At 60.8% G+C, this 25,207-nt stretch carries 28 protein-coding genes; 13 read left to right on the forward strand and 15 right to left on the reverse strand.

What is annotated here, in order from left to right; translation table 11 throughout:
* Position 1: 1 nt before the first annotated feature.
* The 8 genes from HPY55_04535 to HPY55_04570 form a co-directional block, all read right to left on the reverse strand.
* Positions 2-1,423, reverse strand: coding sequence for a tripartite tricarboxylate transporter permease (locus HPY55_04535; protein NPV69905.1), 1,422 nt, complete (start codon positions 1,421-1,423; stop codon positions 2-4).
* A 70-nt stretch (positions 1,424-1,493) separates the two neighbouring features.
* Positions 1,494-2,252, reverse strand: a complete 759-nt coding sequence (locus HPY55_04540) for a sulfite exporter TauE/SafE family protein (protein ID NPV69906.1) — start codon at positions 2,250-2,252, stop codon at positions 1,494-1,496.
* Between the two features lie 13 nt (positions 2,253-2,265).
* Positions 2,266-3,144: a succinate--CoA ligase subunit alpha gene (sucD, locus tag HPY55_04545; protein ID NPV69907.1), complete on the reverse strand. Its 879-nt coding sequence runs from the start codon at positions 3,142-3,144 to the stop codon at positions 2,266-2,268.
* Positions 3,128-4,288, reverse strand: a complete 1,161-nt coding sequence (locus HPY55_04550) for a succinate--CoA ligase (protein NPV69908.1) — start codon at positions 4,286-4,288, stop codon at positions 3,128-3,130. The genes sucD and HPY55_04550 overlap by 17 nt, the downstream gene beginning before the upstream one ends.
* Positions 4,288-4,845, reverse strand: coding sequence for a hypothetical protein (locus tag HPY55_04555; protein NPV69909.1), 558 nt, complete (start codon positions 4,843-4,845; stop codon positions 4,288-4,290). The genes HPY55_04550 and HPY55_04555 overlap by 1 nt, the downstream gene beginning before the upstream one ends.
* Before the next feature lie 25 nt (positions 4,846-4,870).
* The gene (locus tag HPY55_04560) at positions 4,871-5,083 is read right to left on the reverse strand and encodes a 4Fe-4S binding protein (protein NPV69910.1); all 213 of its coding nucleotides are present in this window, start codon (positions 5,081-5,083) and stop codon (positions 4,871-4,873) included.
* Between the two features lie 3 nt (positions 5,084-5,086).
* Positions 5,087-5,884: a 2-oxoacid:ferredoxin oxidoreductase subunit beta gene (locus HPY55_04565; GenBank protein NPV69911.1), complete on the reverse strand. Its 798-nt coding sequence runs from the start codon at positions 5,882-5,884 to the stop codon at positions 5,087-5,089.
* The gene (locus HPY55_04570) at positions 5,874-7,055 is read right to left on the reverse strand and encodes a 2-oxoacid:acceptor oxidoreductase subunit alpha (protein NPV69912.1); all 1,182 of its coding nucleotides are present in this window, start codon (positions 7,053-7,055) and stop codon (positions 5,874-5,876) included. The genes HPY55_04565 and HPY55_04570 overlap by 11 nt, the downstream gene beginning before the upstream one ends.
* Before the next feature lie 147 nt (positions 7,056-7,202).
* Here HPY55_04570 and HPY55_04575 point away from each other — a divergent pair, with 147 nt between their 5' ends.
* The 3 genes from HPY55_04575 to HPY55_04585 all read left to right on the forward strand — a co-directional run bounded on the left by HPY55_04575 (position 7,203) and on the right by HPY55_04585 (position 10,069).
* Entirely contained in the window at positions 7,203-8,204 is a 1,002-nt protein-coding gene (locus tag HPY55_04575) for a phosphoglycerate dehydrogenase (protein ID NPV69913.1), read from the forward strand.
* Between the two features lie 171 nt (positions 8,205-8,375).
* Positions 8,376-8,903 (forward strand): DUF86 domain-containing protein, encoded by a 528-nt coding sequence (locus HPY55_04580; GenBank protein NPV69914.1) that lies wholly within the window; start codon positions 8,376-8,378, stop codon positions 8,901-8,903.
* Positions 8,904-9,070: 167 nt separating this feature from the next.
* Complete coding sequence (locus HPY55_04585; GenBank protein NPV69915.1) at positions 9,071-10,069, forward strand: spore photoproduct lyase; 999 nt, start codon at positions 9,071-9,073, stop codon at positions 10,067-10,069.
* Here the strand turns inward: HPY55_04585 and HPY55_04590 are convergent.
* On the reverse strand, positions 10,066-10,953 hold the full coding sequence (locus HPY55_04590) for a hypothetical protein (protein NPV69916.1): 888 nt from the start codon (positions 10,951-10,953) through the stop codon (positions 10,066-10,068). The genes HPY55_04585 and HPY55_04590 overlap by 4 nt on opposite strands.
* Before the next feature lie 446 nt (positions 10,954-11,399).
* Between HPY55_04590 and HPY55_04595 the strand changes: the two genes are divergently transcribed.
* The 3 genes from HPY55_04595 (at position 11,400) to HPY55_04605 (ending at position 13,485) form a co-directional block, all read left to right on the forward strand.
* The gene (locus HPY55_04595; protein ID NPV69917.1) at positions 11,400-11,792 is read left to right on the forward strand and encodes a hypothetical protein; all 393 of its coding nucleotides are present in this window, start codon (positions 11,400-11,402) and stop codon (positions 11,790-11,792) included.
* 143 nt (positions 11,793-11,935) lie between these two features.
* A complete protein-coding gene (locus HPY55_04600; protein NPV69918.1) occupies positions 11,936-12,562 on the forward strand; it encodes a transcriptional regulator in 627 nt (208 codons plus the stop codon).
* Positions 12,562-13,485 carry a nucleotidyl transferase AbiEii/AbiGii toxin family protein gene (locus HPY55_04605; protein NPV69919.1) on the forward strand — a complete coding sequence of 308 codons (924 nt, stop codon included), beginning with the start codon at positions 12,562-12,564 and terminating at the stop codon, positions 13,483-13,485. The genes HPY55_04600 and HPY55_04605 overlap by 1 nt, the downstream gene beginning before the upstream one ends.
* Positions 13,486-13,542: 57 nt before the next feature.
* Here the strand turns inward: HPY55_04605 and HPY55_04610 are convergent, their stop codons facing one another.
* A complete protein-coding gene (locus HPY55_04610; protein NPV69920.1) occupies positions 13,543-13,812 on the reverse strand; it encodes a hypothetical protein in 270 nt (89 codons plus the stop codon).
* A gap of 327 nt (positions 13,813-14,139) precedes the next feature.
* On the opposite strand from HPY55_04610, the gene HPY55_04615 reads away from it, so the two are divergent.
* The 7 genes from HPY55_04615 to HPY55_04645 all read left to right on the forward strand — a co-directional run bounded on the left by HPY55_04615 (position 14,140) and on the right by HPY55_04645 (position 20,232).
* Positions 14,140-14,727, forward strand: coding sequence for a winged helix-turn-helix transcriptional regulator (locus HPY55_04615; GenBank protein NPV69921.1), 588 nt, complete (start codon positions 14,140-14,142; stop codon positions 14,725-14,727).
* Entirely contained in the window at positions 14,724-15,779 is a 1,056-nt protein-coding gene (locus tag HPY55_04620) for an ATP-binding cassette domain-containing protein (GenBank protein NPV69922.1), read from the forward strand. The genes HPY55_04615 and HPY55_04620 overlap by 4 nt, the downstream gene beginning before the upstream one ends.
* A 90-nt stretch (positions 15,780-15,869) precedes the next feature.
* Positions 15,870-16,688 (forward strand): ABC transporter permease, encoded by an 819-nt coding sequence (locus tag HPY55_04625; protein ID NPV69923.1) that lies wholly within the window; start codon positions 15,870-15,872, stop codon positions 16,686-16,688.
* Between the two features lie 128 nt (positions 16,689-16,816).
* On the forward strand, positions 16,817-18,331 hold the full coding sequence (locus HPY55_04630) for a hypothetical protein (GenBank protein ID NPV69924.1): 1,515 nt from the start codon (positions 16,817-16,819) through the stop codon (positions 18,329-18,331).
* A 2-nt stretch (positions 18,332-18,333) separates the two neighbouring features.
* Entirely contained in the window at positions 18,334-19,050 is a 717-nt protein-coding gene (locus tag HPY55_04635) for a hypothetical protein (GenBank protein NPV69925.1), read from the forward strand.
* Positions 19,047-19,517: a hypothetical protein gene (locus HPY55_04640; GenBank protein NPV69926.1), complete on the forward strand. Its 471-nt coding sequence runs from the start codon at positions 19,047-19,049 to the stop codon at positions 19,515-19,517. The genes HPY55_04635 and HPY55_04640 overlap by 4 nt, the downstream gene beginning before the upstream one ends.
* Positions 19,507-20,232 carry a GntR family transcriptional regulator gene (locus HPY55_04645; protein ID NPV69927.1) on the forward strand — a complete coding sequence of 242 codons (726 nt, stop codon included), beginning with the start codon at positions 19,507-19,509 and terminating at the stop codon, positions 20,230-20,232. Before HPY55_04640 ends, HPY55_04645 begins: the two co-directional genes overlap by 11 nt.
* A gap of 270 nt (positions 20,233-20,502) precedes the next feature.
* Here HPY55_04645 and HPY55_04650 read toward each other — a convergent pair whose 3' ends face one another.
* From HPY55_04650 to HPY55_04670, 5 genes are all read right to left on the reverse strand, one after another.
* Complete coding sequence (locus HPY55_04650) at positions 20,503-20,922, reverse strand: rubrerythrin family protein (GenBank protein NPV69928.1); 420 nt, start codon at positions 20,920-20,922, stop codon at positions 20,503-20,505.
* Positions 20,923-21,083: 161 nt separating this feature from the next.
* Positions 21,084-21,503 carry a transcriptional repressor gene (locus HPY55_04655; GenBank protein NPV69929.1) on the reverse strand — a complete coding sequence of 140 codons (420 nt, stop codon included), beginning with the start codon at positions 21,501-21,503 and terminating at the stop codon, positions 21,084-21,086.
* Between the two features lie 167 nt (positions 21,504-21,670).
* A complete protein-coding gene (locus HPY55_04660) occupies positions 21,671-22,840 on the reverse strand; it encodes an FtsX-like permease family protein (protein ID NPV69930.1) in 1,170 nt (389 codons plus the stop codon).
* A complete protein-coding gene (locus HPY55_04665; GenBank protein ID NPV69931.1) occupies positions 22,837-23,556 on the reverse strand; it encodes an ABC transporter ATP-binding protein in 720 nt (239 codons plus the stop codon). The genes HPY55_04660 and HPY55_04665 overlap by 4 nt, the downstream gene beginning before the upstream one ends.
* Complete coding sequence (locus tag HPY55_04670; protein NPV69932.1) at positions 23,553-25,193, reverse strand: efflux RND transporter periplasmic adaptor subunit; 1,641 nt, start codon at positions 25,191-25,193, stop codon at positions 23,553-23,555. The genes HPY55_04665 and HPY55_04670 overlap by 4 nt, the downstream gene beginning before the upstream one ends.
* Positions 25,194-25,207 lie beyond the last annotated feature (14 nt).

Genomic DNA, 25,207 nt, shown 5'->3' on the forward strand with positions numbered 1-25,207 from the left:
ATCAGCATGAAGAACACCGAATACGGCCTCGTGAAGAATATCGCAGGAGAACCGTTCGAAAGCTGCATGGATATCTGGTAGGAGCGCTCCACCGCGGGCCGAGGATCAAGCCGAGCAGTACGGGAACCCGCGGTATGTTGGATCTTCTCATCGCGTATCCCAACACCGCGAACACCACGGCGATCACCAGGTCCTCAGCCCTCTGCCTGGTCGCATAGCACCCCACCAGGCACACGATCGTCAGTAGAGGCGCCAGGAGCCTCGTCGGCACCACCGTTATCCTCGCAGCATACTTCGCAAGCCACAGTCCAATCGTGCACGCCACGAAGGCCCCCAACAGGTGCGCCCACAGCAGGGCGAAGACGGTCGGGAGCTGCTGGGTAATCAGCTTCTGCCCGGGAACAAGACCGTGCGTGATGAACGCACCCAGTAACACCGCCGTACTCGGACTGCCCGGTATCCCGAGCGATAACAGCGGCATGAGCGCCCCTCCCTCGGTCGCGTCGTTCGCCGCCTCCGGGGCGATAACACCCTCAATGCATCCCTTCCCGAATTGCTCGGGGTGCTTCGATAGGCTCTTTGCCTGCGAATACGCGATCCACGTCGAGACGTTACCGCCAACTCCAGGGATCGCCCCTATCAGCGTCCCTATCGTACCGCACAGCGCCACGAGCGGCAGGTTCCTCAGGGTTGCCCGTACACCCTTCCACGTCCCACCGCCGGACAGCTTCCCCGTGGCCGAAATCGTAGTGTGTTCGCTGAAGATCAGTACCAGCTCGGGCAGGGCGAGCATGCCAACCAGCACTGGAACAAGCGGTAGCCCATCCCATAAAGACATCAGCCCGAAAGTATACCTGGGGCTTCCTACCACGGGGTTGACCCCGTGCGTGCTGAGGAGCAGCCCAAGGCACGCGGCCACAAGACCGTTGAGAAGGGATTTCCCACTTACGCTGGCTACAAGGCTCAAACCCCCGATCCCCAGCGCGAACCACTCAGGGGGCCCGAACGACAACACAATCCGCATCATGAGAGGCATCACAGCGATGATCGCCAGGATCCCGAACGCGTGGCCCAGGAAGCTCGCGGACGCCGAAGCCCCCAGAGCCTCGCTTGCCCGGCCCTCTTTGGACATCGGGTAACCGTCGAGGGTTGTAGCGGCATTCGAACCGGTGCCGGGCGTGTTGAGGACTATAGCGGATACAGAACCCCCGAAACACACTCCGCCCAGTACCCCGGCGCACATCATGATCGCGAAGTCCGCTTCCATCCCGTACGTCAGCGGCAGAAGCACACTCAAGGCGACACTCGCAGTAAGACCCGGCAAGAACCCAAAAATGTATCCGACTGCCGCACCTCCGAGCGCATACAGGATCCCCGGAAAGGAGAGGACCCGAATCACGCCTGACACCGCCGCATCGGTCAATGTACTCCCCCCTTCTCATAGTTCAATCTCTCGCTGTTATCGCATGTTGTACCGCCTCCTGATGATGTTGCTACCGCCTGATGATGTTGCTGACCGCAGTCAGGACCAGCACCACTGGCACCACTTTTTCGAAAACCGGCTGAGACACCCGGCTGAACACCCGGTCCCCGGCAATGTTCCCCAGGATGGCCACCGGAACGAGGGATGCCGCAAAAGCGAGCACCTGGACAGTCATGACGCCGGATAACGCAAGAACCAGGATGCTGATCGTATACACGACAGCGAAATAGATGGATGACGTCGCGCGGAACTCCTGCTTGGGGGCTCCCGCATGGCTCAGGCAGAGTATCACGGGCGGTCCAGGCATACTCACGCTGGTTGTCAACAGACCCGAGATGCCACCGGCCAGCAGGTACCACCGCGACCCCAGTGGTACCGGTTCCCTGGAGGATAATACCTGGTTACGACGGGCAGGTAGTGCTCTTGCGAGGAAAACGCATCCGATTACAAGGGTAGTAACACTCGCAAGAGTCTTGATAATCGCGACGTCACAACGAGTAATTATGTAGGTCCCGGCAGGAATCCCCGCAAGGCTTCCGACCACGAGCCACTTCAGAATCGTCCGGTTGGCGTGTTCCCTGGTCCGCCAGGACAAGACGAGTAGAGAACACAATGAGACAGCCATGTTAGTGCAGACTGCAACGCGCGGCGGCAGGATCATCAGTAGCAGGGGGACTGCTATCAGTGCGAAGCCGAATCCAGTAATCGCCTGGAGTGTAGCCGAAACGTACACCACAATTGAGGTCATGAGCCACTGGCCGGTAAACATGGCGCCCCTCCTTCTACGTGCGGTCTCTATGGCGATCGGCGATGCAGGCGACCATCTCGTCAATCGAGTCGAATACCCGGGCTCCGGCTTCCTTCAATGTAGCCTTCTTTGAAGCAGCGGAGTCGCGGGTATCCCGGAGAATAGCGCCTGCGTGTCCCATCTTCTTCCCCGGAGGTGCGGATGTACCAGCCACGAAGGCATATACGGGTTTCTTGTACCCCGCGGCAATCAGTCTCGCCGCATCTTCGGCCCCGGTTCCACCGATCTCGTCAACGAGCACGATTCCACCGGTCTCATCGTCGGTCTCAAACATCCGCAGTGAATCCACGAACCCAAGCCCCCGGACGAGGTCTCCCCCTATGCCTATGCACGTGGACTGCCCCACGCCGTTCTTTGCGAGGTTGGACGCTATCTCGTGACACAGAGTGCCACTCCGTGACACGATTGCGATATCGCCGGGCCGGTACATCGACCCGGGCATGATCCCCACCTTGCTGCGCCCGGGAGATATGACTCCAATGGTGTTGGGACCGACCAGTGTCACGCCCACGCTTCGTGCCAGCGATTTCAGGCGCATGGTGTCGTGGATGGGGACGTGCTCCGTTATGATGACGACCACCCTGATGCCGTTCGCTATGGCCTCCTGTCCGGCCGCAAACACCTGGGGCGGAGGGACGAGAATGAGACTTGCGTCGATATGGTGGGATTCTCTGGCAAGGCTTACGAGGTCGTAGACCGGGACACCGTGAACGGTCTGCCCCCCCTTGCCTGGAGTCACGCCCGCCACGAGATTGGCGCCGTAGTTGATGGTCTGAAGCGCGTGGTAACTGCCTTGCTTGCCGGTTATCCCCTGTATGATGATGCTCGTGTCCCTGTCAATCAGCACTCCCATAATCAGCCTCTCCTCTTGAAATAAGGCCGAACAATCCCCTGATGGCTTCTTCAGTGCTACCGTGTTTGACAAGCAAGACTCCGCGCTCCTCAAGGAGGGCCCATCCCTCATCCTGAGAATGCCCGCGCATCTTAACCACGATTGGAATTCTCACCCCATCATCCAGTACAGCCGAAACCCCCTTGCTCATCTCGAGACAGTTGTTGATTCCCCCAAAAACGTTTATGAGGACTCCCTTGAGGTGGGGGTTTCGCAGGACCAGTCTCAGGGCCAGGGACATCCTCGCGGCAGTGACCCCTCCGCCGGTGTCCAGGAAGTTGGCCGGTTTACCGCCGAGAAGAGAGACCAGGTCGACGGTGGCCATGGCGAGGCCGGCCCCTCCGGCTATCACGCCGATCTCGCCCCGTTCGTCTATCTGAACATACTGCAGCCCGGCTTCCCGGGCTTCTTCCTCCAGGGGATGCCGCTGCTCGCAACCGGGAGAAATGGCTATCGCACGCCTGAACGAAGCGGAATCATCCAGCACGATCTTGGCATCGAGGGCGTAAACCTCATTCCCGGCAACGACAGCAAGCGGGTTGATCTCCGCGGTGATCGCCTCGACACTGAAGAACAATCTCACCAGGGCCTCCAGTACTGCAGCAGACTTCAAGAGGACCTCCCCCCGTCCGCCCATCCCGTACGCGCACCGGAGCAGCTCGTGCCACGCCACCGGGTTGAGTGGGTCAAGGGGTATCGTTACGGGCCTCGTGGCCCTCGATTCGTCTTCAACGCCAGTCCCACCCTGGGCCAGGCATATCAGCACGGGCACCCCCAGTGCATCGTCAATCGTGATACCAGCGTACGATTCCGTGGCGACGCGCAGCCGTTCTTCCACAAGCACTTCCCCGACCCGTTCTCCATTGACGAGACTCCCGAGTAGCGACCGTGCCGCCCCTAGGGCCTCACCAGGCGTGTTTGCGAACAGCACGCCTCCGGCCTTGTGCCTGTGTCCCGATCGTGTCTGGGCTTTAACTACCACGGGACCCCCTATCTCGACCGCAATTTTCTGGGCCTCTTCAGCACTGGCTGCAGTCTTTCCCACGGGGGTCTTAACGCCAAAACTCCCGAGGAGCCTTTTCCCCTGGACTTCTGTGAGATCCATCAGCAAATGCCCCCTGCGCCCTCCGGCCGGGCGAGCGAGATTCCCATTTCAAACACGCCAAGGTTCGCTTGCGCCAGTACCCCGGAAAATGTGTTTCGCAACGATTGCTCGATCCAGTCTCGTCTTACCAGCTCGTATAAGACAGTCAGCGCTCCAAGCATGACCATGTTTGCCGCCACGCGGTGCCCTATTCCCTCGGCTGAGGCGGTTGCCGGTATCATGTTCAGCCTCCTGACACTGGACAAAGCGGGGGGCACGGAAACCAGCGTGCTATCAATCAGGACCAGCGAATCCGGGCCGGCCAGAGGCGCATATTTCGCGAAGGCCTCATCGGACATGATCAAGAGTGCGTTAGCCCTGGTAATCCTCGTGTAGTGAATCGGCCGGTCAGAGACGATTACCTCAGTCCTGCACATTCCGCCACGGGCCTCCGGCCCGTACGAACTGACCTGGGTGACTTCCATACTTCCGTGAAGCCCGAGCGCATCGGCCAGCACCCGACCAGCCATGATTATCCCTTGACCGCCGTAACCTGCCATCAGTATCTCTGAGCGCACTCACCAGGCCTCCTGCCAGCAGAATTCAACGAGGCTGCCCGCCCGTGACATCAAGGCACATGTCCGGACAGATCAACTCGCACTCCATGCACCCCGTACATCTGTCGGGATGCGTGACTCGCGCCGTGGTAAAGCCCCGTGCGCCCCTCTCGGAAGACAGTTCCAGAACGCCCCGCCTGCAGGCATCAATGCACAGGCCGCACCCTCTACAGACCATGTTGTCAATGGAGACGACCATAACCTACTCCTTCTCATGTTTAATCACTAACCCGGCAAACTCGGGGACGTCCTTCCGGTGAAGAATGGTCCCAAGCGGCACCTTCGTCTCGTCCGGATAGTCACGCAACTGCTCCACCTTCGCCGTTCTCTCCCTGATAATGCGGAGGAGGACCGGTGGAGAGTCCTCACCCTCCAGGTATCGTCCGGCCTGCGTGGGGCATTGTGAGAGTATCTCAACGTACGAGAACCCATCGTGTTCCACCGCTTCCACCAGGCACCGGGAAATCTGCCGAGGGTGAGCCGTCGTCCAGCGCGCAACATACGTTGCTCCCGCCGAGATTGCCAGACCACACCCATCAAGTGGCCGTTCCAGGTTACCCCTGGCTGTAGTTTTCGTCTTGCCACCCAGTCGCGTGGTCGGTGCTGCCTGGCCGCCCGTCATGGCGTAGACCCCGTTGTTGATCATGACAACCGTCAGATCGATGTTGCGTCTTGCTGCGTGGATGAGATGGTTGGTGCCTATTGCCAGGCAATCGCCGTCGCCGGTAAACACAATGACCTTCAATGAGGGATTGGCCAGTTTAAGTCCTGTCGCGACGGGGATTGCCCGCCCGTGGGCCGTGTGGATGACGTCTTTGCGTATGTACGTGGGGAGCCAGCCGGAGCAACCGATTCCTCCAACCAGGCATAGCGAAAAACGGTCATCGAGATTCCTGAGCGACCTGAGAGTCGCGTTGAGTACGGTGCCGGTGCCACAGCCCCTGCAGAATATTGTGGGGAATGCCTCACGCCTGATCAGACTCTCCAATTCAGCCAGCATGTGACGAGGCTCCTTTATCAATTTCGGCGAGGATCTCGCGCGGTGTGTGCAGCTCGCCCCCGATCTTCGGCAGGGATACGACCTTTGCCGTTCCAGCCACTACGCGTGAGACCTCGCGGCAAATCCTTCCCGAATTCATCTCGGGGACGATAATCAGCCTGGCGTCTTTCAACAGCCTTTTCAGCGTCAAATCGGGAAATGGCCACAGGCTGACGATTTTGATGCACCCCACGTCGACCCCGTTGGTCTGAGCCATCTCAACAGCTTCCAGGGATGGCCGGACGCTACTGCCGTAGCTCAACACGACGACGCTCGAGCCTTCCGTGTGAAACGGCTGAACGTCCTCAAATTCGTGAGCGTTATCCAGGATCTTACGAGTCAAGCGGTGTATGAACGCGGCGCTTGCATCATGCAAGTGTCCTGCCCTGACCCCGGCTTCGTCGTGCAATTGGCCTTCCACGAGGAGGTTCTTACCTTCTCCAAAGACGGCGGAAGGGGGCACACCCCTGTCATCAGGGCTGAAAAGCCTGAAGACTTCCCCGGCCGGGTTTCCCGGGGGGCCAGGTTGACGTGGCGTCTTCTCAACCCATACCTGATCGGGGATCCTCACCTTCTCCCTCGTCCGCGCGATCGTGGCATCGGTGAGAATAACCACGGGGGTCCGGTACTGGATGGCGGTATTGAACGCTCTCACGGTAACATCAAACGTCTCCTGAGTAGTTGAAGGGGCGAAAACGGGTATCTCGTAGTCCCCATGGCTGCCATACCTAGCCTGCATGACATCTTGTTGAGACGCGGACGTGGGTTGACCGGTGGCGGGTCCGCCTCTCTGGACGTTCACGATCACGCACGGCGTTTCGGTTACGGCGGCGTACCCAATCCCTTCTTGCATCAGGCTGAAACCGGGGCCGGAAGTAGCGGTCATTGCTATCGCGCCGCCCCACGCTGCCCCGATAGTCGCGTTGATGGAGGCCAACTCGTCCTCCATTTGGATGAACGCACCGCCGCTATCAGGTAGCCGATACGACATCATTTCCAGAATCTCCGACGCGGGGGTGATCGGGTATCCTGCAAAGAAGGAGCACCCGGCGCTGAGCGCACCTTCCACACACGCCTGGTTGCCGTCCAGTATCCACGTCCCGGGCCTCGGGGGGGTCACAGATATGCGCATATCGGACTTCACTTCCATATCACTATATGATACGATATTATCGCCTTATGTAGTACGTATTCGTGTTTGGTGGTCCAGATCCTCTCGTGATCTGCACGAGTTTTCGGGGCATATTGAGCCGCCTGGAAACCCGGGACTACAGACCACTTGACCACAATCAGAAAGGCGGTGTATGTCGTGGAGGGAGTTCGCATCGTGATTCCGGACGATTTTCCGGTGGCAATAACCGGCACTCCGGCATTCGACCGGCTGAAGGCTGTGGGGGCCGTTGCGGCATATAACAGCAAGGCATCATCGCAGCAAGAACTCCTGGAAAGGCTGAAGGAAGCACATACCGTGGTGAACATCCGCGCCTACACGAAGTTCACCTCACAGGTCCTGGAAAGCCTGAAGTGCACTCTCAGGCACATCGCCATCTGGGGCGTTGGAACCGACCACATTGACCTGGACGCCGCAAAGCGCCTCGGGATAACCGTGAGCAGTACCCCTGACACGGCCTCCGAATCGGTGGCAGAGCACTGCCTGGCCCTGATGCTGGCACTCGCCAGGCGGATTGTCGAAAACGATTCCGCCATCAGACAGGGGGGATGGCGCGGGCCCATGCTGGTCGAGTGCAGGGGCAAAACCCTGGGGGTAATTGGGACCGGCTACATAGGAACCGCTTTCGCCCGGCTTGGCATGGGCACCGGCATGAAAGTCATCGCTTGGGACCCATTCGGACCCGATCAGCAGAAGGCCGAGCGCGAAGGCTTCAAGTACGTTGACGCGCTCGACGAGTTGCTGGCGGAGTCAGACGTCGTGGCCATTCACGTGAGGAGTGGCGATCTGACGCGCGGAATGATTGGCGCCAGCCAGTTCGCTCGAATGAAGGACGGCGCGATATTCCTGAATACCGCGCGAGGTGATCTCGTCGACGAAAAGGCACTGGTCGAAGCGCTACGCAGTGGTAAGCTGCTCGGGGCGGGACTCGATGCCTTTGTGCAGGAACCACTGCCCAAGGATAGCCCACTCCTCGAGCTGTCCAATGTCGTCCTATCGCCCCATACTGCGGGGATTACCGCTGAAGCAGTATCCAGTGGGCTCATGCGGTGCGTTGACAATGTAGCTGACTTCCTGGCAACAGGTAGTGTCAAGCACAGAGTCGTCTAGTTGGAAGTTCGCGCGAGGGAAAGGCAGAAACGGCCGGTGTAAAGCGGTTTTCTCTGCATCGGTCTTTTGATTTTTCGTGGCTACGTCGGTGAGCGAACACCTAACAGATGGCATATCTGCTGTTGCCTCTCGGTTGGTTCGGTCAGTCTGGTGACGGTCTGGCCGGGGAGTGTGACCACGAGGGTGAACCGGTCCCACAAACCGGTCCCGCAGGCCAGCGGTGACGTAAACCCGTGGTGCGGCCGGCGCGATGAGGATGTGATACATGGCATCGCGAGGAAGTACGGGATCGCCCTGATCTACATCTTCGGCTCCCAGGTCCGAGCCGGCATGGACATGCTTAACGGAATTCTGCCGGAACGAGCCGACCCGATGGCAGACCTCGATATCGGAGTCGTGTTTGACCGGGATCCATTTGTGGGCAGTGTGTGTACTCTTCCAGTCCCGGATTCAAGGAGAGTTACGAGGAAAACGTCCTGTGCCGCGCAGCGGACTTCAGTCCCTTCCTGGAAAGGTACCTGGATGAAGTGCTGGAGGAGGCGCAAAGATGCCGGGAACGGGCTGGTCCACCTTTACCACCAGGTTTCCGATGAGGAGTTGTACGAGGTAATCAAGACGAGCCTCAACGACATAAGGCAGTTCGAACAGGCGATCCTCGACTATATCTCCAGAAAGCGCAGTACTTCAGGGCACGATTAGCGTTGATTCGTGAGCCGCCTGCGGCGCGCTTCGGCCACTGCGCTCTTGCTCCAGTCTCTTCAGCTCGTCTGCCCGTGCATACTTCCCGGTAACTCCCTCCCCCGGGGCATACTCCGTACCGGAGGTGCATGCCGCTGGATCAGCCTGGGTCAACCGGCCGCCTCTTCGTGCCGGCCGAGGTGTACGTCGAGAGGGGATCGCAGGACTACCCGCTGGGACGGGCGCTTGTCGAACGCTACGCGGGCCAGGGCATTCCCATAATCGAGGTGGAGGCGCACCACCGCATCGAGCGCCTGCGAGAGGTTCCTGACAGGATGCTGCCCAGGTTGAAAAGGGTCCTGGTGATCGGGGTCCGCAAATCACTCCGGATTCTGCCGAACAACAGGTCCGCAGACTACATAGTCCCGTTCACATCCTCCGGCTGCTCGGCCTCCTGTCTCTACTGCTACCTCCTGTGCACCTTCTTCAGCAGTTCGTACCTGCGCGTCTTCGTAAACAGAGAGGAAATCTGGGCGGCCGTGGAACGGAAGTCGTCGCGGCTGGCGGACCCTGCCGTGTTCGAGATCGGCTCCAACAGCGACCTCGTGCTCGAGGACTCCGTCACGGGGAGCCTCCAGTGGGCGATCGAACGGTTCGCCGGCCTCGAAAGGGGGAGCGCAACGCTCGCGACCAAGTTCGGCGCGATAGATGGACTGCTCTCCCTGAACCACAGGGGGAAAACCACGATCAGGGTCAGTGTCAACCCCGAGGAGATCATCAGGCGCATAGAGATGGGGACCTCGCCACTGGGGGCGCGCATCACCGCAGCGAACGCCCTCGCAGCGGCCGGCTACCCGGTGGCACTGAACCTCGCCCCCGTGATCATGCTTACCGGGTGGAGGGAGATGTACGGGCGCCTGCTCCAACGCCTCGAAGCGGAGCTGAGCGCAGGGGTCAAGCGCAGGCTGTTCTTCGAGATTATCTTCATGACGTACGGGCTGGCGAACGAGCAGATCAACCGCGAGGCCTTCCCGAACGCGGAGAACCTCCTGGATAGGCGTTGCATGAGGCCCAAGGGGAGGGGCAAGTACTGTTACAGCCCCCGCATCAGAACGGAGGCGGAGGAATTCCTGGTCAACGAGATCGGCTCGCTCTTCCCCGGGGCGCCGGTCAGGTACATAGTCTAGAGGGGAACGGTGGTCGCGCCCGGCTCCTGGCTCGCGCTCCTGAACACCGCGACGGGCTGCTCTTCGCCAAGGCCGAGCGTCCACGCCCCCTCGACGCCGCTTGCCAGCGCGGCCACCTCGAAATGGAGCATGGCGATACCGCAGTCGAGTCGTTTATGATCCCTGAGCCCGATGGGCCTGAAATCAGCGCCTACTGCCGCGAACAGCGCCACAGTGCCATCATCTCTCGATTCGAATACCCACGGTTGACGGTTGCGCGCGGACGGCGCGAGCCTTGCGGCCTCGAGCGCGCTGTGGAGCCAAACCGGTATCCCCTCCCTGCCGCCCTCGTGTATGCGGAGCGTGGATCCCCTGACGATGGCAGACAGCGGCTTCCTGCCCCCCTGCAACGGCTGGATCATCTTCATCGACGCGTCGTGAATCCTGCCGATGCCCGGCGCAGGGTACCCGAGCGGGCTGACGGCTATCACTTCCTCGTTGTCGCCGAGCGCAACCGCTTGACGAGCAACATCGCGTTTGAAAAAGCCCGACACCCAGCACGTTGAAACTCCGAGGGATGTTGCTTCCAGGATGACCTGCTCGCCGTAGTATCCTACCGCTTCCAGGTGCCCCGGTCTTGAGGTGTCCGCCACCAACACCATCGCCGCCGGGCATCCCGTGACCTTGCCGTACGCGCCGGCTATGCCCCTGAATAATCCGCCCGCCGCGGCCGCTCCCTGGACGAGCTCAACTCTGGCGTGTACACCGTCGACCGGCTCGACCTCAAGGGCGACCTGCGCCAATCTATCCATGACAGCGGGATCGATGGGCGGTCCACCATATTTCCGCGTCGAGTGCCTGGTTGCTATGACCGAGGCAAGCCGCCGTGCTTTCTCACGCTCCATTGGCAGAACCTCCCCACTTCATGGCTGAAGGGTCATGTTGGTTGACACTGAAGTGCAGTTCCGGACACCTCAAGTATACTGCCGCGCGTCCGACCCCAACAGAGCTGCCGCCACGTTGGTCCCGTGGACGATAGGTTGCTGGCGCATTCCAATCGAAGGCATCCACGCCGGCCAGGTCATAGAATGGGCTACGAAGGCGCGTGCACGTTGCAGCCCTCGAAGGGTCACGGTACGCCACCACACATCCAACGCTGTGAGGAGTTCGATGTCGCCATGTCACTCTATGCCCGGCTTCACCGCCGTTTTGGCCAGAAGATATCCGGAACGGAAAAGCATCAATTTGCGCAGGCCGGACTGCGTGAGTGTATGTCGCGAGTGCCCTCGGTCCCGTCGGCTCTGCGTGCGGACCTGTCCAACCTGACCGTCTTGAAGGAACCGACAACCAGATGCAGGTATGCGGTCAGGGGCTGGAACTGTCGGTCTTCGCAGGGGGTCCCGACGCTGATGCAGCACTGCAAGCGCGTGATCCTCACCGGTATTTCACGCGCCGCATCGTCACACTGTATCCGGGGTACGCGGACGAAGCGCTGCGGACCCGGTTTGTGACCTGGCCCCGGGATCCCTGGACCATGACCGGCTACTCATTTCCGGCGCCCGGGCAGGTGACGACGATCCTCCCCGTCCTCAACAGCCCGTTTCACGAACGGCTCTTCTTTGCCGGAGAAGCTACATCTCCGGATTTCTTCGGATTCATGGAGGGTGCGTTGCAGTCGGGGCTGTTCGCGGCGCTGCGAATTCTGCGCCAGGCCGGGATCTTCAGCGAACTCACGACCGTGTGAAGGCTATGTCTGCTCCGTTTTGTGAAGCCATGCTGTCAAGCCCGGTGAATTTCACTGGGCTTTGTCATCTTGTTCTTCTTGATTCTTCGAGCGGCAATTGATAAACTTACCTATATACGTGACTATCTGTAGGTGATTTTATCATGACCGACCCAACACAAACAGAATACCGTGCGCGGTTCGACCGGGCAGTTTCCACCTTCAAGGAGCACGGTGGGATTTACCGTACTGCGCAGGCTATCCGCGATGGAATCCATCCTGATACCCTCTACTCCATGTACAGATCCGGGGTTCTGGAGAGAGTAAGCCGCGGGGTATATCGTCTAGCTGAAAGCCCCGCGCCTGGAAACCCCGACCTGGTAGTCGTTGCCACACGGGTGCCGAATGGGGTGGTCTGCCTGATCTCAGCTCTGGCGTTTCACGACCTCACCACGCAGATCCCACACGAAGTGCATCTGGCACTGCCACGGGGCGCCGAAGAGCCCCGGCTGGAATTCCCTCCACTTCGGACTTACCGGTTTAGCGGGAATGCCTTCACTGAGGGAATAGAGATCCACGAATTCGATGGTGTTCGGGCTCGCATCTATGGCCCCGAGAAAACTCTTGCAGACTGCTTCAAGTTCCGCAACAGAATCGGCCTGGACACCGCGATGGAGGCCATTCGCCTTTACCGCGAGAGAATGAGGGTCAACGTGGACGATATTATGCGATTCGCCTCGATATGCCGGGTCGAGAAGATCATGCGACCGTATCTGGAGGCAATCCTGTAATGACGAATGACGTCAAGAACATGGCTGCCTCGGTACACCAACGCCTGCTGAACAAGGCAAAGCAGGCTTCTCTTCCCTTCAACGAACTCCTGCAACGCTTTGCCGTAGAACGGTTCCTGTACCGGCTGTCAAGGAGCCACCACGCAGACAGGTTCATATTGAAGGGCGCGTTGATGTTCTATGTGTGGAGGCCGGCTGCGTCGCGCCCAACCAAAGACATCGATGTCCTTGCCCGAATGGATAACAACATCGAGGCGATCGTCACTGCCATCAAAGATGCCTGCCTGCAAGATGTCATAGCGGACGGAATGTCGTTTCACGCCGAAACCGTTACCGCTGCCAGAATCGCACGGGATGCCGAGTATCAGGGCGTGCGCGTTCGCCTAAGGACTAACCTCGGCAACGCCCGCCTGTCGCTTCAGATCGACATCGGATTTGGCGACGTAGTCACTCCCGCTCCTTGCAGAATCGTGTATCCAGCGATTCTTGACTTCCCACCTCCAGAGTTGAACGGCTACAGCATGGAAAGCACAATCGCTGAGAAGTTCCAAGCCATGGTAGAGCTCGGCGTCCTGAATAGCAGAATGAAGGACTTCTACGACGTCTGGCTGCTGTCACAGAAGTATGCCTTCAAGGGTGAGCCATTGTCCGCTGCCATCGAGAAGACGTTCAGGAATCGAGGAACGAGGGTCCTCGCCGAGCCTTCCGCCTTCAAAGACTCTCTCGCCGATGACCCTTACAAGGCAACACAATGGCGGGCGTTCGTCAGGAAGAGCAGGCTGAACGATGCACCTGAGACCTTCAGAGAGGTCGCCGCAATTCTTAGGACGTTTCTAGGCCCCATTACCGCGGCGCTGGCTGGAAATAGGCCATTCCGCGGCAGCTGGGTAGCGCCCGGACCGTGGATCGCCCCTCCAGAGTGAACAGGCCTTCCTGCGCCATACTCATGGAACTCAAGGCCTCACGACCTCGTTTCGTTCTCACTTGTCCTGATCGGCGTACTGGAGCTGCAGTACCGTGAGCAGCGCGCCCACCGCCGATGTCGCAGCCAGGATCGCCCACGATGCCGGGACGAGCGGCGCTTCGTTCCCAATGGGGGTCAAGAGGATAGGGATCGCCCAGGGGAGGTACACGATCTCGTCGGGGCTCATGATTACCAGGAGCATGTTAACGACGGTCAGCGTCACCACGACGCCGAACGCCGGCAGGTAGTTGCGGGTTACAAGCGTTGCCCACGCGATAGGCGTCATAGTAAGAAAGATGACCGCCGAAGACCTCAGGGCTGCGAGCCCTTATGAGGTCCCGAGGGAGTTCCTCCAGCGAGTCAAGGTGTAGACAACTGGGCTGCACCGATTGCAGCGTCTCATATTCTCTGATTTCCTTACGAAGGTCGTCGAGTTGGCTTTGAAGAGCAGCCAAATCGAGTCTTTTAATTGAAAAGGTTCCCCCGTCGCCCGATTGACACTTGACTCCGCCCCGCACAGCGCTATAATTAGCTTCAGCCTAATTAGGTTGGCCCTAACTAATTGCGCACCCTGTGTGCCCGCGCTCGGGCCATTCAGGAGGAGGTGAACCCTGTGAAAGAAGACCGCGCGACTGGCGGCTTCACCCCCGAATACCTCTCCTCCCTGCACGAGTCGATGATGAGGGAGATGCGGGCGTTGCACGAGGCCAATCCCCCATGGGGCCTCACCATGCCGCAGTTCAGGATACTGTTCATCGTGCACAAGCACGGAAAGATTACACCGGGGGAACTGGCGGCCATGCTGGACGTCACCGCACCCACTATCACGGACATCGTGAACCGCCTGGCGGCGTCCGGCCTCCTGACGAAGGAGAGGAGCGATCAGGACCGCCGCGTGGTCTACCTGTCGTCTACGCCGGCCGCTGACAAGATCATGCGAGATCTCTTCGCGCAATGGTCCATGACATACCTGAACCTGTTCAGGTCGATGGACGCAGGACAGCGGGACGTCGTCGGAAGGGGGCTCGAGGAGCTGTTGGCTGCCATCAGGCGCTGCCGGTCCTCAACTCCGGGCGAAGCTGGTGGCGAGGCCGCACCCGGCATCTCTTGCTCCCCCACGAACCCGGGCGTCTGCCCGGCTCGGCCGGGCTCCGCGGAAGCCGGTCCAGGAACCAGATCAAGAAAGGTTGGCGGTAAATGAGCACGAACAACGGTGAACCGATCATCAAGACCGAATCACTGACCAAGAGATACGCCGGCGGCATGCTGGCGGTCAACGAAGTAAGTTTCGAGGTCCGGGCGGGCGAGATATTCGGATTTCTCGGGCCAAACGGCGCGGGGAAGACCACCACGATCATGATGCTCACGACCCTCGTCCGGCCCACCTCGGGCCGTGCGCTGGTGTGCGGCTACGACGTGGCGGAGTCGCCCGACCGCGTGAGGCTGCAGCTCGGGTACGTCTCCCAGGACGTGGCCGTCGACGAAACGCTCTCCGGGCGGGAGAACCTCATCCTGCAGGGCAATCTGTACCACCTGCGGCCTGCCGAGCTGCGTGAGCGTGTCGACGACGTACTCACCACCGTCGAGCTGACTGACCACGCGAACTCCCTCGTATCCACCTATTCCGGCGGGATGCGAAAGCGCCTCGACATAGCGGCGGGGCTGCTGCACCGCCCGCGGCTCCTGTTCCTGGATGAGCCCACGCTGGGCCTGGATATCCAGACCCGCGCGAGGATCTGGGAATACGTCCGCCGGCTGCGCGACGAACACGGCATGACCGTGTTCCTCACTACTCATTACATGGAGGAAGCCGACCATCTCTGCGACAGGGTCGCCATTATCGACCACGGGCAAATCGTGGCGCTCGACACACCGGCGGTGTTGAAGGCGTCCCTCGGCGGCGACGCGATCACCATCTGCCTGGCCCGCGGCCAGGCAGAGCGCGGGGCTGCTGGCGGAGCCGGCGGCGGCGACGCGGACCCGTCGAAGGTCATCGCCGCGTTCCCGGGAGTCGAATCGGTCAAGCCCGCGGGCGATGGGGCGTTGCAGCTGGTGGCCAGGGATGGGGACCGTGCTATCCCGGAGTTGCTGGGCCACCTCGCTTCGCAGGGCATGCGGGTCGAGTCGGTGACCCTGAAGCGTCCGTCGCTCGACGATGTGTTCCTGCGTTATACGGGGCGTGAGCTCCGGGACAATGGCGGAGGGGCCGATTTCCTGCGCACCCACATTTCAGTGCGGAGGATGCGTAGTTGACACCCGGTCCATGCCGGCCTACGCCGGTCGGCGCCAGCCACTGTTGCCCTGTGCCGACCGAGACACGTGTTTGAAGAGGAGAATGTTCACATGAGCAGCACTGTGAATAACCTGGTGAGAAATCCTGCGGTGTCAACCGGTAGTACCTTGCTCCACGATACCTGGTGGATCTGCTGGAGAGAGCTGAAGCGACTCTGGGGTCAGAAGATGCGAATCATCATGACCCTGCTGCAGCCCGTCCTCTGGCTGACGCTGATGGGCAACATGTTCCAGCGGATGGCGGCCATCCCCGGGTTCCCGGCGAAGTCGTATCTCGACTACATGGCGCCGGGCATCGTGATGATGGTTACGCTGTTCGGGGGGATATTCGGCGGAATGAGCATCGTGTGGGACAGGCGGTTCGGATATCTCCAGAAGCTCCTGGCCGCGCCCATATCCCGTACCGCGATTGTCACGGGGAAGATGCTGTCAATAGCCATTCAAGCGGCATTCCAGGCCCTGGTCATCCTCGGCCTTGCTCTGCTGATGGGCGCGCACTTCGCGGCGGGGCCGGTGGGCGCACTTGCGCTGGTGCTCCTGGCGGTGCTGACAAGCCAGGTGTTTGCGGCGTTTTCGCTCGCGCTCGGGGCGGTCATTACCAGCCATGAGGCGCTCATGGCCGTGACGAACTTTTTCACCATGCCGCTGATGTTCACGTCCAACGCTATGATGCCGCTCGAGATGATGCCGGCGTGGCTCGCGAAGGTGGCCATGTTCAACCCGTTGAGCTACGGCATCAACCCGATGCGGACGCTGTTCCTGAGTGGTTGGGAGTGGTCATCCCTGGCCCAGGGCATCGTGGTGCTCGGTGCGGCGGCCGCGGCTGCAACGATGCTGGCGTCGGGGATGTTCCGCCGGAGTATCGCGTAGGCCGCAACCTTTGCGGCTCTGTCGCCGTCACAGTCCCCAAGACGCATTGACACACCGCCTGCCGGCCGTTATTGTCAGATTGGGTATTGTGTACAATGATTGTATACGGTTGGACGAGGGGTGAATCAATGCCCTGCGCGACAATGTCTGGCAAGACTCGCGACGCCATTCAACGGCGGCCACTCTCGTTTTCCTACACAGCCGGAGGCGACTCCGGTGAATCCAACGTCCCGTTATTGCCCCCGGACATGCCCCGGACAATCCACCGCGCCACACTGACCGTGCTGGAGCGAACGGGTGTCATAATGCGGTCCGAGACTGTACTCAGCGCATTGCACGACGCGGGAGCGCTTGTCGACGGCGATACCATGCGGGTGAGGTTCCCAGGGGACATGGTTGAGGCAGCCGTGGCGAAGGCACCCCGTGGATTTACGCTCTGCGCGCGCGATCCGCGGATGGACCTGCCCATCGACGGAAACCACGGCTACCTCTCGATGGATGGTTGCGGCTGCGAGATCCTGGACCTGGAAACGGGCGAGCGAAGACCGTCGACCAGGCAGGACGTGGTGCTCGCAACCCGCCTCGCCGATGCGTTGTCCGAGATCGCCTTCGTGTGGCAACCGGTGGCGGCCCGGGACTGCCCTCCAGAGACGCAATCCCTCCACGAGATACACGCTCAACTCGAGAACACAACCAAGCACATCCAGTGCATGACCGCGGTTACCCAGGCCGCCGCAAGGGGCGTCGTCGAGATGGCCGAGGCGGTCGCCGGCGGCAGCGCACAACTCAGAGAGAGGCCCTTGATTTCGTCGTTCCAGTGCAGCCTGAGCCCTCTCTGCTACGACAGGGAGCCCCTGGAAGCGGCCCTGGTCTTCGCCAGAGCGGGGATACCATGCGGCTTCGTTACCATGCCCATGGCCTGCGCGACCGCGCCGGCCACTGTCGCAGGGACCCTGGTCATCAGCAACGCGGAGGTACTGGCGGGCATGGTGGCCCTGCAGACCCTCGTCCCGGGCGCCCCGGCGTTCTACGGCGCGTGCCCAACCGTGATGGACCTGCGGACGGGGGCAGCGGCCTGCGGCGGCCCGGAAGACGCCCTGCTCCAGGTCGCCTGCGCCCGAATGGCCAGGTGGTACGGAATCCCCTCCTCGATAGGGACGTTCGCATCCGGAGCAAAGGAATCCGGCTGGCAGGCGGGAGTCGAGAACGTCCTCTCCGGCATGGCCAGCTATATCGGCCGCGCGGACATGATGAGCGGCGCCGGGTTGCTCTATTCGGCGCGGACCTTCGCGTTCGAGCAGATGGTGATGGATGCCGAGGTTTTCGGCCACATCGTGCACTTCTTCCAGGGACTATCCTGCAGTGACGACGACCTCGCGGTCGAGGTCATCGAGAAAGTTGGGCCGGGCAGGCATTTCCTTGCCGAACGCCATACGCGCCGGCAGATGCGAAGGTTGTGGAACCCCACGCTGTTCGCAAGACAGAGCTGGGAGGAATGGGAGGCAGCGGGTAAACCCGCACCCGCGGAGACAGCCAGGGCACGGGCGCGCGCGATCATCCGCGAGCACAAACCCGAACCACTCGATGACCGGCTGTCGGCGGAGTTGCTCCAGATCATCCGTTCATACGAGGAGAGGGTGTAAAGATGGGTTTCAAGTATGCGGTGGTGGGTGGAGGACGTCAGGGTACGGCGGCCGCGTACGATATGGCCCGGTTCGGCGAGGCCGACTCGATCGCGATCGGCGACGTCAACCCGGCCGCGGCGGAGGCGTCGGCGCGGCGGGTCAACCGGCTGGTAGGAAGGGAGGTTGCCCGGCCGGCGGCAGTCGACGTACGGAACTCGCGGCAACTGCGGGAGTTCCTCGAACCAGTCGAGTCATTCCTGAGTGCGGTGCCGTATTACTTCAACCTGGACGTGGCGCGGGCAGCAGTGGACGCTGGGGCAAGTATGTGCGACCTGGGCGGTAACACGGCCCAGGTGATTGAGCAGCTGAAGATGGATCAGGAGGCCCAGCGCGCAGGTATCAGCATCGTCCCCGACTGCGGTCAGGTCCCGGGCATGGGCACATCGCTGGCAGTGTACGCGATGAGCCTGCTCGACCAGCCGGAAGAAGTCTACATTTGGGACGGCGGCCTCACCCAGAACCCGAGACTCCCGTGGAACTATACACTGACGTTCAACATCGCGGGCCTGACCAACGAGTACTACGGCAGCACCTACCTCCTGCGGGATTGGAAGCTGGTCGAAGTCCCTACATTATATCGAGTACGAAGAGATAGAGATCCCGGGGGTCGGGAAGCTGGAGGCGTTCACCACCGCGGGCGGGACCTCGACGGCGCCCTTCACGTTCCTGGGCGTTGAAGACCTACCAGAACAAGACGGTGCGGTATCCCCCGCACTTCGCGCAGTGGAGAGCGTTCCTCGACGCCGGGCTCCTGGAGGAGCAGCCGGTCGAAGTGGAGGGCGTCAAGGTCTCACCCAGGCAGGTTCTGCACGCGCTGCTAGAGCCGAGGCTCAAACCACAGCCCGGGGACAGAGACCTGGTGGTCATCAGGATAAAGGCCACCGGGATGAAGGACGGGAAGAGGGCCGAGGTCGTGCTCGACCTGGTTGACTACTACGACGAGGCGACGGGCTTCACGTCCATGGAGCGGACCACGGGGTGGCACGCCTCCATCATGGTCATAGCGAATGCGAAAGGCTTGACGCCGCGGGGCGCAAAGCCGGTGGAACTGGCTCTCCCGGGACCATACTTCGCCCAGGAGATGGAGAGGCGCGGGTTCGCGATCAAGAAGAGCGTGTCGGAGGTGCCGCTGGTTGAAGGGTGAGCAGAACGGGGAACAGCCGGCAGAACAGACAGCCGGTAGATCCACCCAGAATCAGAATACGGAAGACTGGGTCTACCAGCGCATCAAGACGGCCATATTCAAGCGTTACATCGGGCCCAACAGACAGCTTGTCGAGGAGACGTTGGCCACGCAGCTGGGAGTGAGCAGGACACCGGTGCGGGCGGCAATCAGGCGCCTCGTGTACGACGGCTTCGTAGAGATGATACCCAACCGTGGCGCCTTCGTGATCAAGCCGACGCGCGAGGAAATCGAGGACGCTTTCGCCGTCCGCGCCGAGCTGGAGGGCATGGCCTGCCGGCTCGCGGCCACCCGGGTTACCCCGTCCGACCTCGAGTATTTGGAAACCCTTATCAAAGAAGAGGGTAGGGTCTTCGAGTCCCGTGACGCCGAGGCCTACTACCGGAGGAACGACGCCTTTCACCTGCGCATCGCCGAACTGAGCGGGAACGAGACCTTGCGGAAGTACGTCGGCGACATAATTAGTCTCGTCAACATCTATCTCATCCTGTTCGACCCATTCATCCACATGGAGTTCAACCCGTCGATGGACGAGCACCGCGCGATAGTCGATCGACTGCGAACGGGTGATCCCGGCGGGGCCGAGCGTGCCATGGACGAACACCTGGCCAGCACACTCGCGGGGCTCGAATGGGAGAAGGCCGAACGGCCCCCCGAAGATTACCTCGAGGTTTAAGAAATGGCGCTGATGGCCTTCGGCAACAGCTGCCGCCAACAACCGTAGCCGCGGGCAACAGCTGCCGCCAACAACTGCAGCCGCGGGCAACAGCTGCCGCCAACAACCGCAGCCGCGGGCAACAGCTACCGCCAACAACCGTAGCCGCGGGCAACAGTTGTCGTCAACAACTGTGGCCGCTCACAGCAGTGGCCGCCAATAACTGTAGTCTCCGGCAATACATGAGGGTCGCCGTCGCCTTCTCAGCGACGGCGACCCTCGTCAACAGTACTACGAGCCGAAGTATCGCCTGAGAAGGCCCTCCAGTATCTGGGCGTGCCTCGCTTCGTCCCTTGAAGATTCGTCGAAGTAGTCGTGGGCGTGGTCGATATTGGAGTTCTTCGCCATGGTCGCGGTCTCTTTCTTGCCCTTGTTGGCGCCTATCTCGCCCTTCAGCATTTTCTCGAGATTCTCTTTGGTTGAACCTATCATGCCGTTCATCTCCGCGAAGTGGGCGGCGTGACAGGCCTCCTCCCAGGCGATCCTTTCCAGGGCCAGCGCGACCTCCGGATAGCCTTCACGCTCCGCCTGGCGCGCCATGGCCAGGTAAATCCCAACCTCCTTGGTCTCCCCTTGGAAGTTCATCTCCACTGCTTCCTTGAGCCCGGTATCCCTGGTTACTCCAAGCTTGACCTCGTTGATCAGTTCCATTCTGAAGTCCTCCTTTGTACTAGATTCCGCTGTCCGAAACCCGTGATTTTCCCAATTGTACTCTGGTTAGCTTCCACGGCCCGCCCCCGTTTACACTTTCTCGCCCCCTTCTTTACATTGTTACTTTATGATAATTATTACTCTATACGGGCAGCAAGAGACTAAGCCTTGCAGTCCGGGCAATAGCCGAAAATGAGGTGAGCGTTCGACCTGGCCGTGAAGTCGGTGTTCTCCGTAGCCCGTCGTCTCAGATCAGCCAGTTCACGTGTGAAGTCCCCGGGCACGTCGCTTACCCTGCCGCACTTGAGGCAAACGGCATGAACGTGTGGAGACGTGTCGGCGTCGTAGTGGTAGACGCTTTCGCCCGTGGTGAAACGTTGAACCAGCCCGGCCTGTTCCAGGGCGAGCAGGGTCTTGTAGACAGTGTTGAGACTCATGCTGGGGTACTCGGACTTCAACTCTCTATAGATGACCTCCGCCGCCGGGTGAGAGCGAGTCCCGGACAGGAACCGGTAAACGGCTACTCTCTGGGGGGTTACCCGCAGGCCTTTCTCTCTGAGGATTTCCGCGATGTCGTTCACGATGACCGGCTCCTATCTAGTAATGATTACTCTCTACCAATACAATTGCACAATCCTCGCGGGATGTCAAGCGGAAAATGCGGAGGAGAATGCGGAGCACCCCCGGGGCAGGAGGGTTTGCCGGGGGCGCTCCGCTCTTTTTCGAACAGGCCGGAGAAAGTCGTTTGTTACTCTCTACGCAACGCCTCGATCGGGTCGAGCGCCGACGCCTTCGCCGCCGGCCAGACGCCGAAGAAAAGCCCGATCGCGGCCGCAAATACAAACGCTATCGCGACTGCCGAGGGCGAGACCACCGACGGCCAGCCGCCGACCTTGGATACCACCCGCGACCCGCCGAACCCCAGAATGATGCCCACCAGGCCGCCGGTCAGGCTCAGCACGACCGCCTCGACGAGGAACTGGAACAATACGTCCCTGTTCTTGGCGCCCACGGCTTTGCGAATCCCGATTTCCCTGGTACGCTCGGACACCGACACCAGCATGATGTTCATGATCCCGATCCCACCGACGACGAGCGAGATGCTCGCGATCGCCCCGAGCATCATGGTCATTGTCTGGGTCATCGACCCGATTGTCGACAGGAGTTCGTCCTGACTCATGGCGCGGATGGCGTCCTCACGCCCAAACTTCCTGACGTAGATGGCGGTTATGTGCTGGGTGGCGATGGCCGCATCCTCCGCGGACCTGGCCTGCACGTAAAGCCTGCTCACCTGGGTGCTGCCGATCATGCGCTGGGCCACGCTGACCGGAATGATGACCGTGTCGTCCTGGTCCTGGCCCATTGACGACCCCTTTGAGGCCAGCGTTCCAATGACCGTGAAAGCCTCTCCCGAAACCATGATGGTCTCGCCGACCGGGTTTGTGTTCTCGAAAAGCTCCTTCACTACCGTCTGCCCGAGCACAGCCACTCTCTGCCGCTGCGCGTTATCCTCGTCGGTCAGGAACCTCCCGGAAGCGAGCTCCCTGCCCCGTACCTCCAGGAACCCGGCGGTTGTGCCCTCGTACGTGGAGTCCTCGGACAGGTTGTGCCACTTGACCTTGCAGCTGTTAGTCACCGACGGCACCGTACGCTCTATAGACGGTACTCGTTCCACCAGTTCGGCGGCGTCCGAGGCGTATAGCTTCCCACCCGCCTGCCTGCCCGCAACGACCGTTATAAGGTTCGAACCCAGGCTCTGAATCTGCGAGGTTACCTGTGCGGTGGCCCCCTGTCCGACGGACACCAGGATAATGACGGCGCCCACGCCTATGATGATCCCCAGCATGGTGAGGAACGAACGCACCTTGTTGCTCGAAATCGCTTTCCACGCCAGGCGGACGCCTTCCCAGGAGTTCACTGCGCCCTCACCTCCCCGCCGGTTTCGATGGTGCCGGTTTCAACGAACGGCCCGTCGCTCACTATCGCGCCGTCCCTCACTCGGACGATTCTCTTGCAGTGCCGGGCCACACCCTCGTCGTGGGTTACCAGCACAATCGTCAGCCCCTGCTGGTTAAGTCCCTTGAAAATGCCCATGATCTCCGCCCCGGACTTGCTGTCGAGGTTACCCGTGGGCTCGTCTGCAAGGAGCAGCGTCGGACTCGCCGCCAGCGCCCTGGCGATCGCGACGCGTTGCTGCTGCCCGCCCGAGAGCTCGGAAGGTAGGTGACTCACGCGGTCACTCAGGCCCACCGCCTGCAGCGCGGACATCGCGGAAGCCTTCCTCTGGCGCGTGGATACGCCCCTATAGATCAGGGGGAGTTCTGTATTCTCAAGTGCGGTCAAGCGCGGCAACAGGTTATAGCTCTGGAATATGAAGCCGAGCTTCTGGTTGCGGACCTCCGCGAGGTCGTTAGAGCCGAGGCGCGCGACCTCCCTGCCGTCCAGCCAGTATGAACCCGATGTCGGCCTGTCGAGGCAGCCGAGTATGTTCATGAGTGTCGATTTCCCCGACCCGGACGGACCCATGATGGCGACCATCTCACCCTGGCCGACCTCGAGGTCAATCGGTAGCAGCGCCTGCACCTCGACCTTGCCGGTGCTGTAAACCTTCGTGACTTTGTCAAGCCTTATCACTGCCGAGCGCCTCCACTCGAGCCACCCTGATTGCGCTGCTCCCCCGGCCTCGGGCCCCCGCCCGGAACGCCGGGCCCCATGAACATGCGCATCTGTTGCTGCGTGTTACCCGCACTAGACGACGCAGCCACGACGACGCGCTCGCCCTCGGTGAGACCCGCCGTTATCTCCACCAGCCGCGAGGTGAACAACCCCACACTGACCTTACGGACGGAGACCTGTCCATTCGCGTCAAGGACTTTGACTGTCTCCTGTCCCCGTGTACCCGTCACTGCCTCTGCCGGGACGACCAGCGCGTTTGCCTTCTCCGCCACCATTATCTCGACGTTCGCCGTCATACCGGTTCTCAGACCCTCCGGCGAGTCGATTGTCACCGTGACGTCGAACTTGGCAACCCCACTCTGCTGCGTGCCCTCGGCCGCGATCGACTTGACATGGCCGGTGAAAACCTTGCTGCCCAGCGCATCCACGGTCACCTTTGCGGGCATGCCCGTCTTGATTTTAGCGAGGTCCAGCTCATCAACCTCAACGACCGCCTCCGCGTGATTCGTGTCGGCGATAATCGCAAGGACAGGCGATTCCTCTATGTTGTTGCCCAGTTCCACGGGTATGGAGACGACGACTCCGTTCGCGGGAGCCCTTATTGTCAGCGAATCGACGTTGCGCTGCGCCTTCTGCCGGCTGAGCATCGACTGTTCGACGCTCAGTTTCTTTGAGCTGATGTCCAGGCTCAGCGACGGGTCGGAGATCACAAGGATGGTCTCGCCCGCCTTGATCATGCTTCCTTCACGTGCCAGAATCTTCGAGACTGTCCCCGACACCGGCGCCTTGATTGAGCCTGACGCGGACAGTTCGACTGTACCGTCCCCGAGGAAAGTGTCCCCGTCCGCGGAACGGAAGGTAGCCGTACCCTTCGAGCCCGCCCGGAGTAAGCCGGGGTTCGCTATTTCGACGACGACGTCCAGCCAGATGGAAGTGCCGGTCGCCCTGGTCGACTTCGAAACCGAGGACACCCGCCCCTCCAGCTCGCCATCGAATCCTTCTATCCTGATCGAAACGGGGTCACCCGTGCGCAACCGGGAGGCATAGCCCTCCGTCAGCGCGGTTACGAAGAACATGCGCGAGTCCTGGGCCACCGTTCCGATCACAGCGCCGGCGCTCACGTGGTCACCCTGTACGACTTTGAGTGACGTGAGCCTTCCGGCCCACTTCGACGACACGGAGAGCCCGTTTGATACATCGACACTCATGGCCTTCTCCGGAGACGTCCCGACCATGTCGGCCAGCTGGTTCAGCGCCAGGTCGTAGCTTATCCTGGCCTGTTGTGCCTGGGCAACCAGGTCGTCGTTCTTGAGTCTCATGAGAACGTCCCCACTCTTGACGGTTTGACCGGAACTGACCAGTATCTCCCGGACTATGCCGGTCACTTCCGCCCGTATCTCCTGCCTGTTCGCCAGGGTCACAGACCCCGTGCCACTCACTGTGACCGACAGCGGGCTTTGCTTTGCCAGTGTCGTGACATATGACGCTTGAGCCTTACTCGTGCCGTTCTGCCGGCTCCTCATCGCGGCAACACCCCCAACCAGAAGCACCGCGACGAGTACCACCCCGATTACGACCTTTCTCCTGCCAGCCATGAGCCACACCCTTT

This window comes from Bacillota bacterium (genome assembly GCA_013178305.1).
In the GTDB taxonomy this organism is placed as follows: domain Bacteria; phylum Bacillota; class Sulfobacillia; order JABLXB01; family JABLXB01; genus JABLXB01.

Excerpts from the sequence above, each read along its gene's own strand:
- HPY55_04540 (NPV69906.1), bottom strand. The coding sequence starts at position 2,252 with ATGTTTACCGGCCAGTGGCTCATGACCTCAATTGTGGTGTACGTTTCG.
- sucD (NPV69907.1), bottom strand. The coding sequence starts at position 3,144 with ATGGGAGTGCTGATTGACAGGGACACGAGCATCATCATACAGGGGATA.
- HPY55_04550 (NPV69908.1), bottom strand. The coding sequence starts at position 4,288 with ATGGATCTCACAGAAGTCCAGGGGAAAAGGCTCCTCGGGAGTTTTGGC.
- HPY55_04560 (NPV69910.1), bottom strand. The coding sequence starts at position 5,083 with ATGGTCGTCTCCATTGACAACATGGTCTGTAGAGGGTGCGGCCTGTGC.
- HPY55_04565 (NPV69911.1), bottom strand. The coding sequence starts at position 5,884 with ATGCTGGCTGAATTGGAGAGTCTGATCAGGCGTGAGGCATTCCCCACA.
- HPY55_04570 (NPV69912.1), bottom strand. The coding sequence starts at position 7,055 with ATGCGCATATCTGTGACCCCCCCGAGGCCCGGGACGTGGATACTGGAC.
- HPY55_04590 (NPV69916.1), bottom strand. The coding sequence starts at position 10,953 with ATGGAGCGTGAGAAAGCACGGCGGCTTGCCTCGGTCATAGCAACCAGG.
- HPY55_04595 (NPV69917.1), top strand. The coding sequence starts at position 11,400 with ATGCAGGTATGCGGTCAGGGGCTGGAACTGTCGGTCTTCGCAGGGGGT.
- HPY55_04600 (NPV69918.1), top strand. The coding sequence starts at position 11,936 with ATGACCGACCCAACACAAACAGAATACCGTGCGCGGTTCGACCGGGCA.
- HPY55_04605 (NPV69919.1), top strand. The coding sequence starts at position 12,562 with ATGACGAATGACGTCAAGAACATGGCTGCCTCGGTACACCAACGCCTG.
- HPY55_04610 (NPV69920.1), bottom strand. The coding sequence starts at position 13,812 with ATGACGCCTATCGCGTGGGCAACGCTTGTAACCCGCAACTACCTGCCG.
- HPY55_04620 (NPV69922.1), top strand. The coding sequence starts at position 14,724 with ATGAGCACGAACAACGGTGAACCGATCATCAAGACCGAATCACTGACC.
- HPY55_04625 (NPV69923.1), top strand. The coding sequence starts at position 15,870 with ATGAGCAGCACTGTGAATAACCTGGTGAGAAATCCTGCGGTGTCAACC.
- HPY55_04630 (NPV69924.1), top strand. The coding sequence starts at position 16,817 with ATGCCCTGCGCGACAATGTCTGGCAAGACTCGCGACGCCATTCAACGG.
- HPY55_04635 (NPV69925.1), top strand. The coding sequence starts at position 18,334 with ATGGGTTTCAAGTATGCGGTGGTGGGTGGAGGACGTCAGGGTACGGCG.
- HPY55_04650 (NPV69928.1), bottom strand. The coding sequence starts at position 20,922 with ATGGAACTGATCAACGAGGTCAAGCTTGGAGTAACCAGGGATACCGGG.
- HPY55_04670 (NPV69932.1), bottom strand. The coding sequence starts at position 25,193 with ATGGCTGGCAGGAGAAAGGTCGTAATCGGGGTGGTACTCGTCGCGGTG.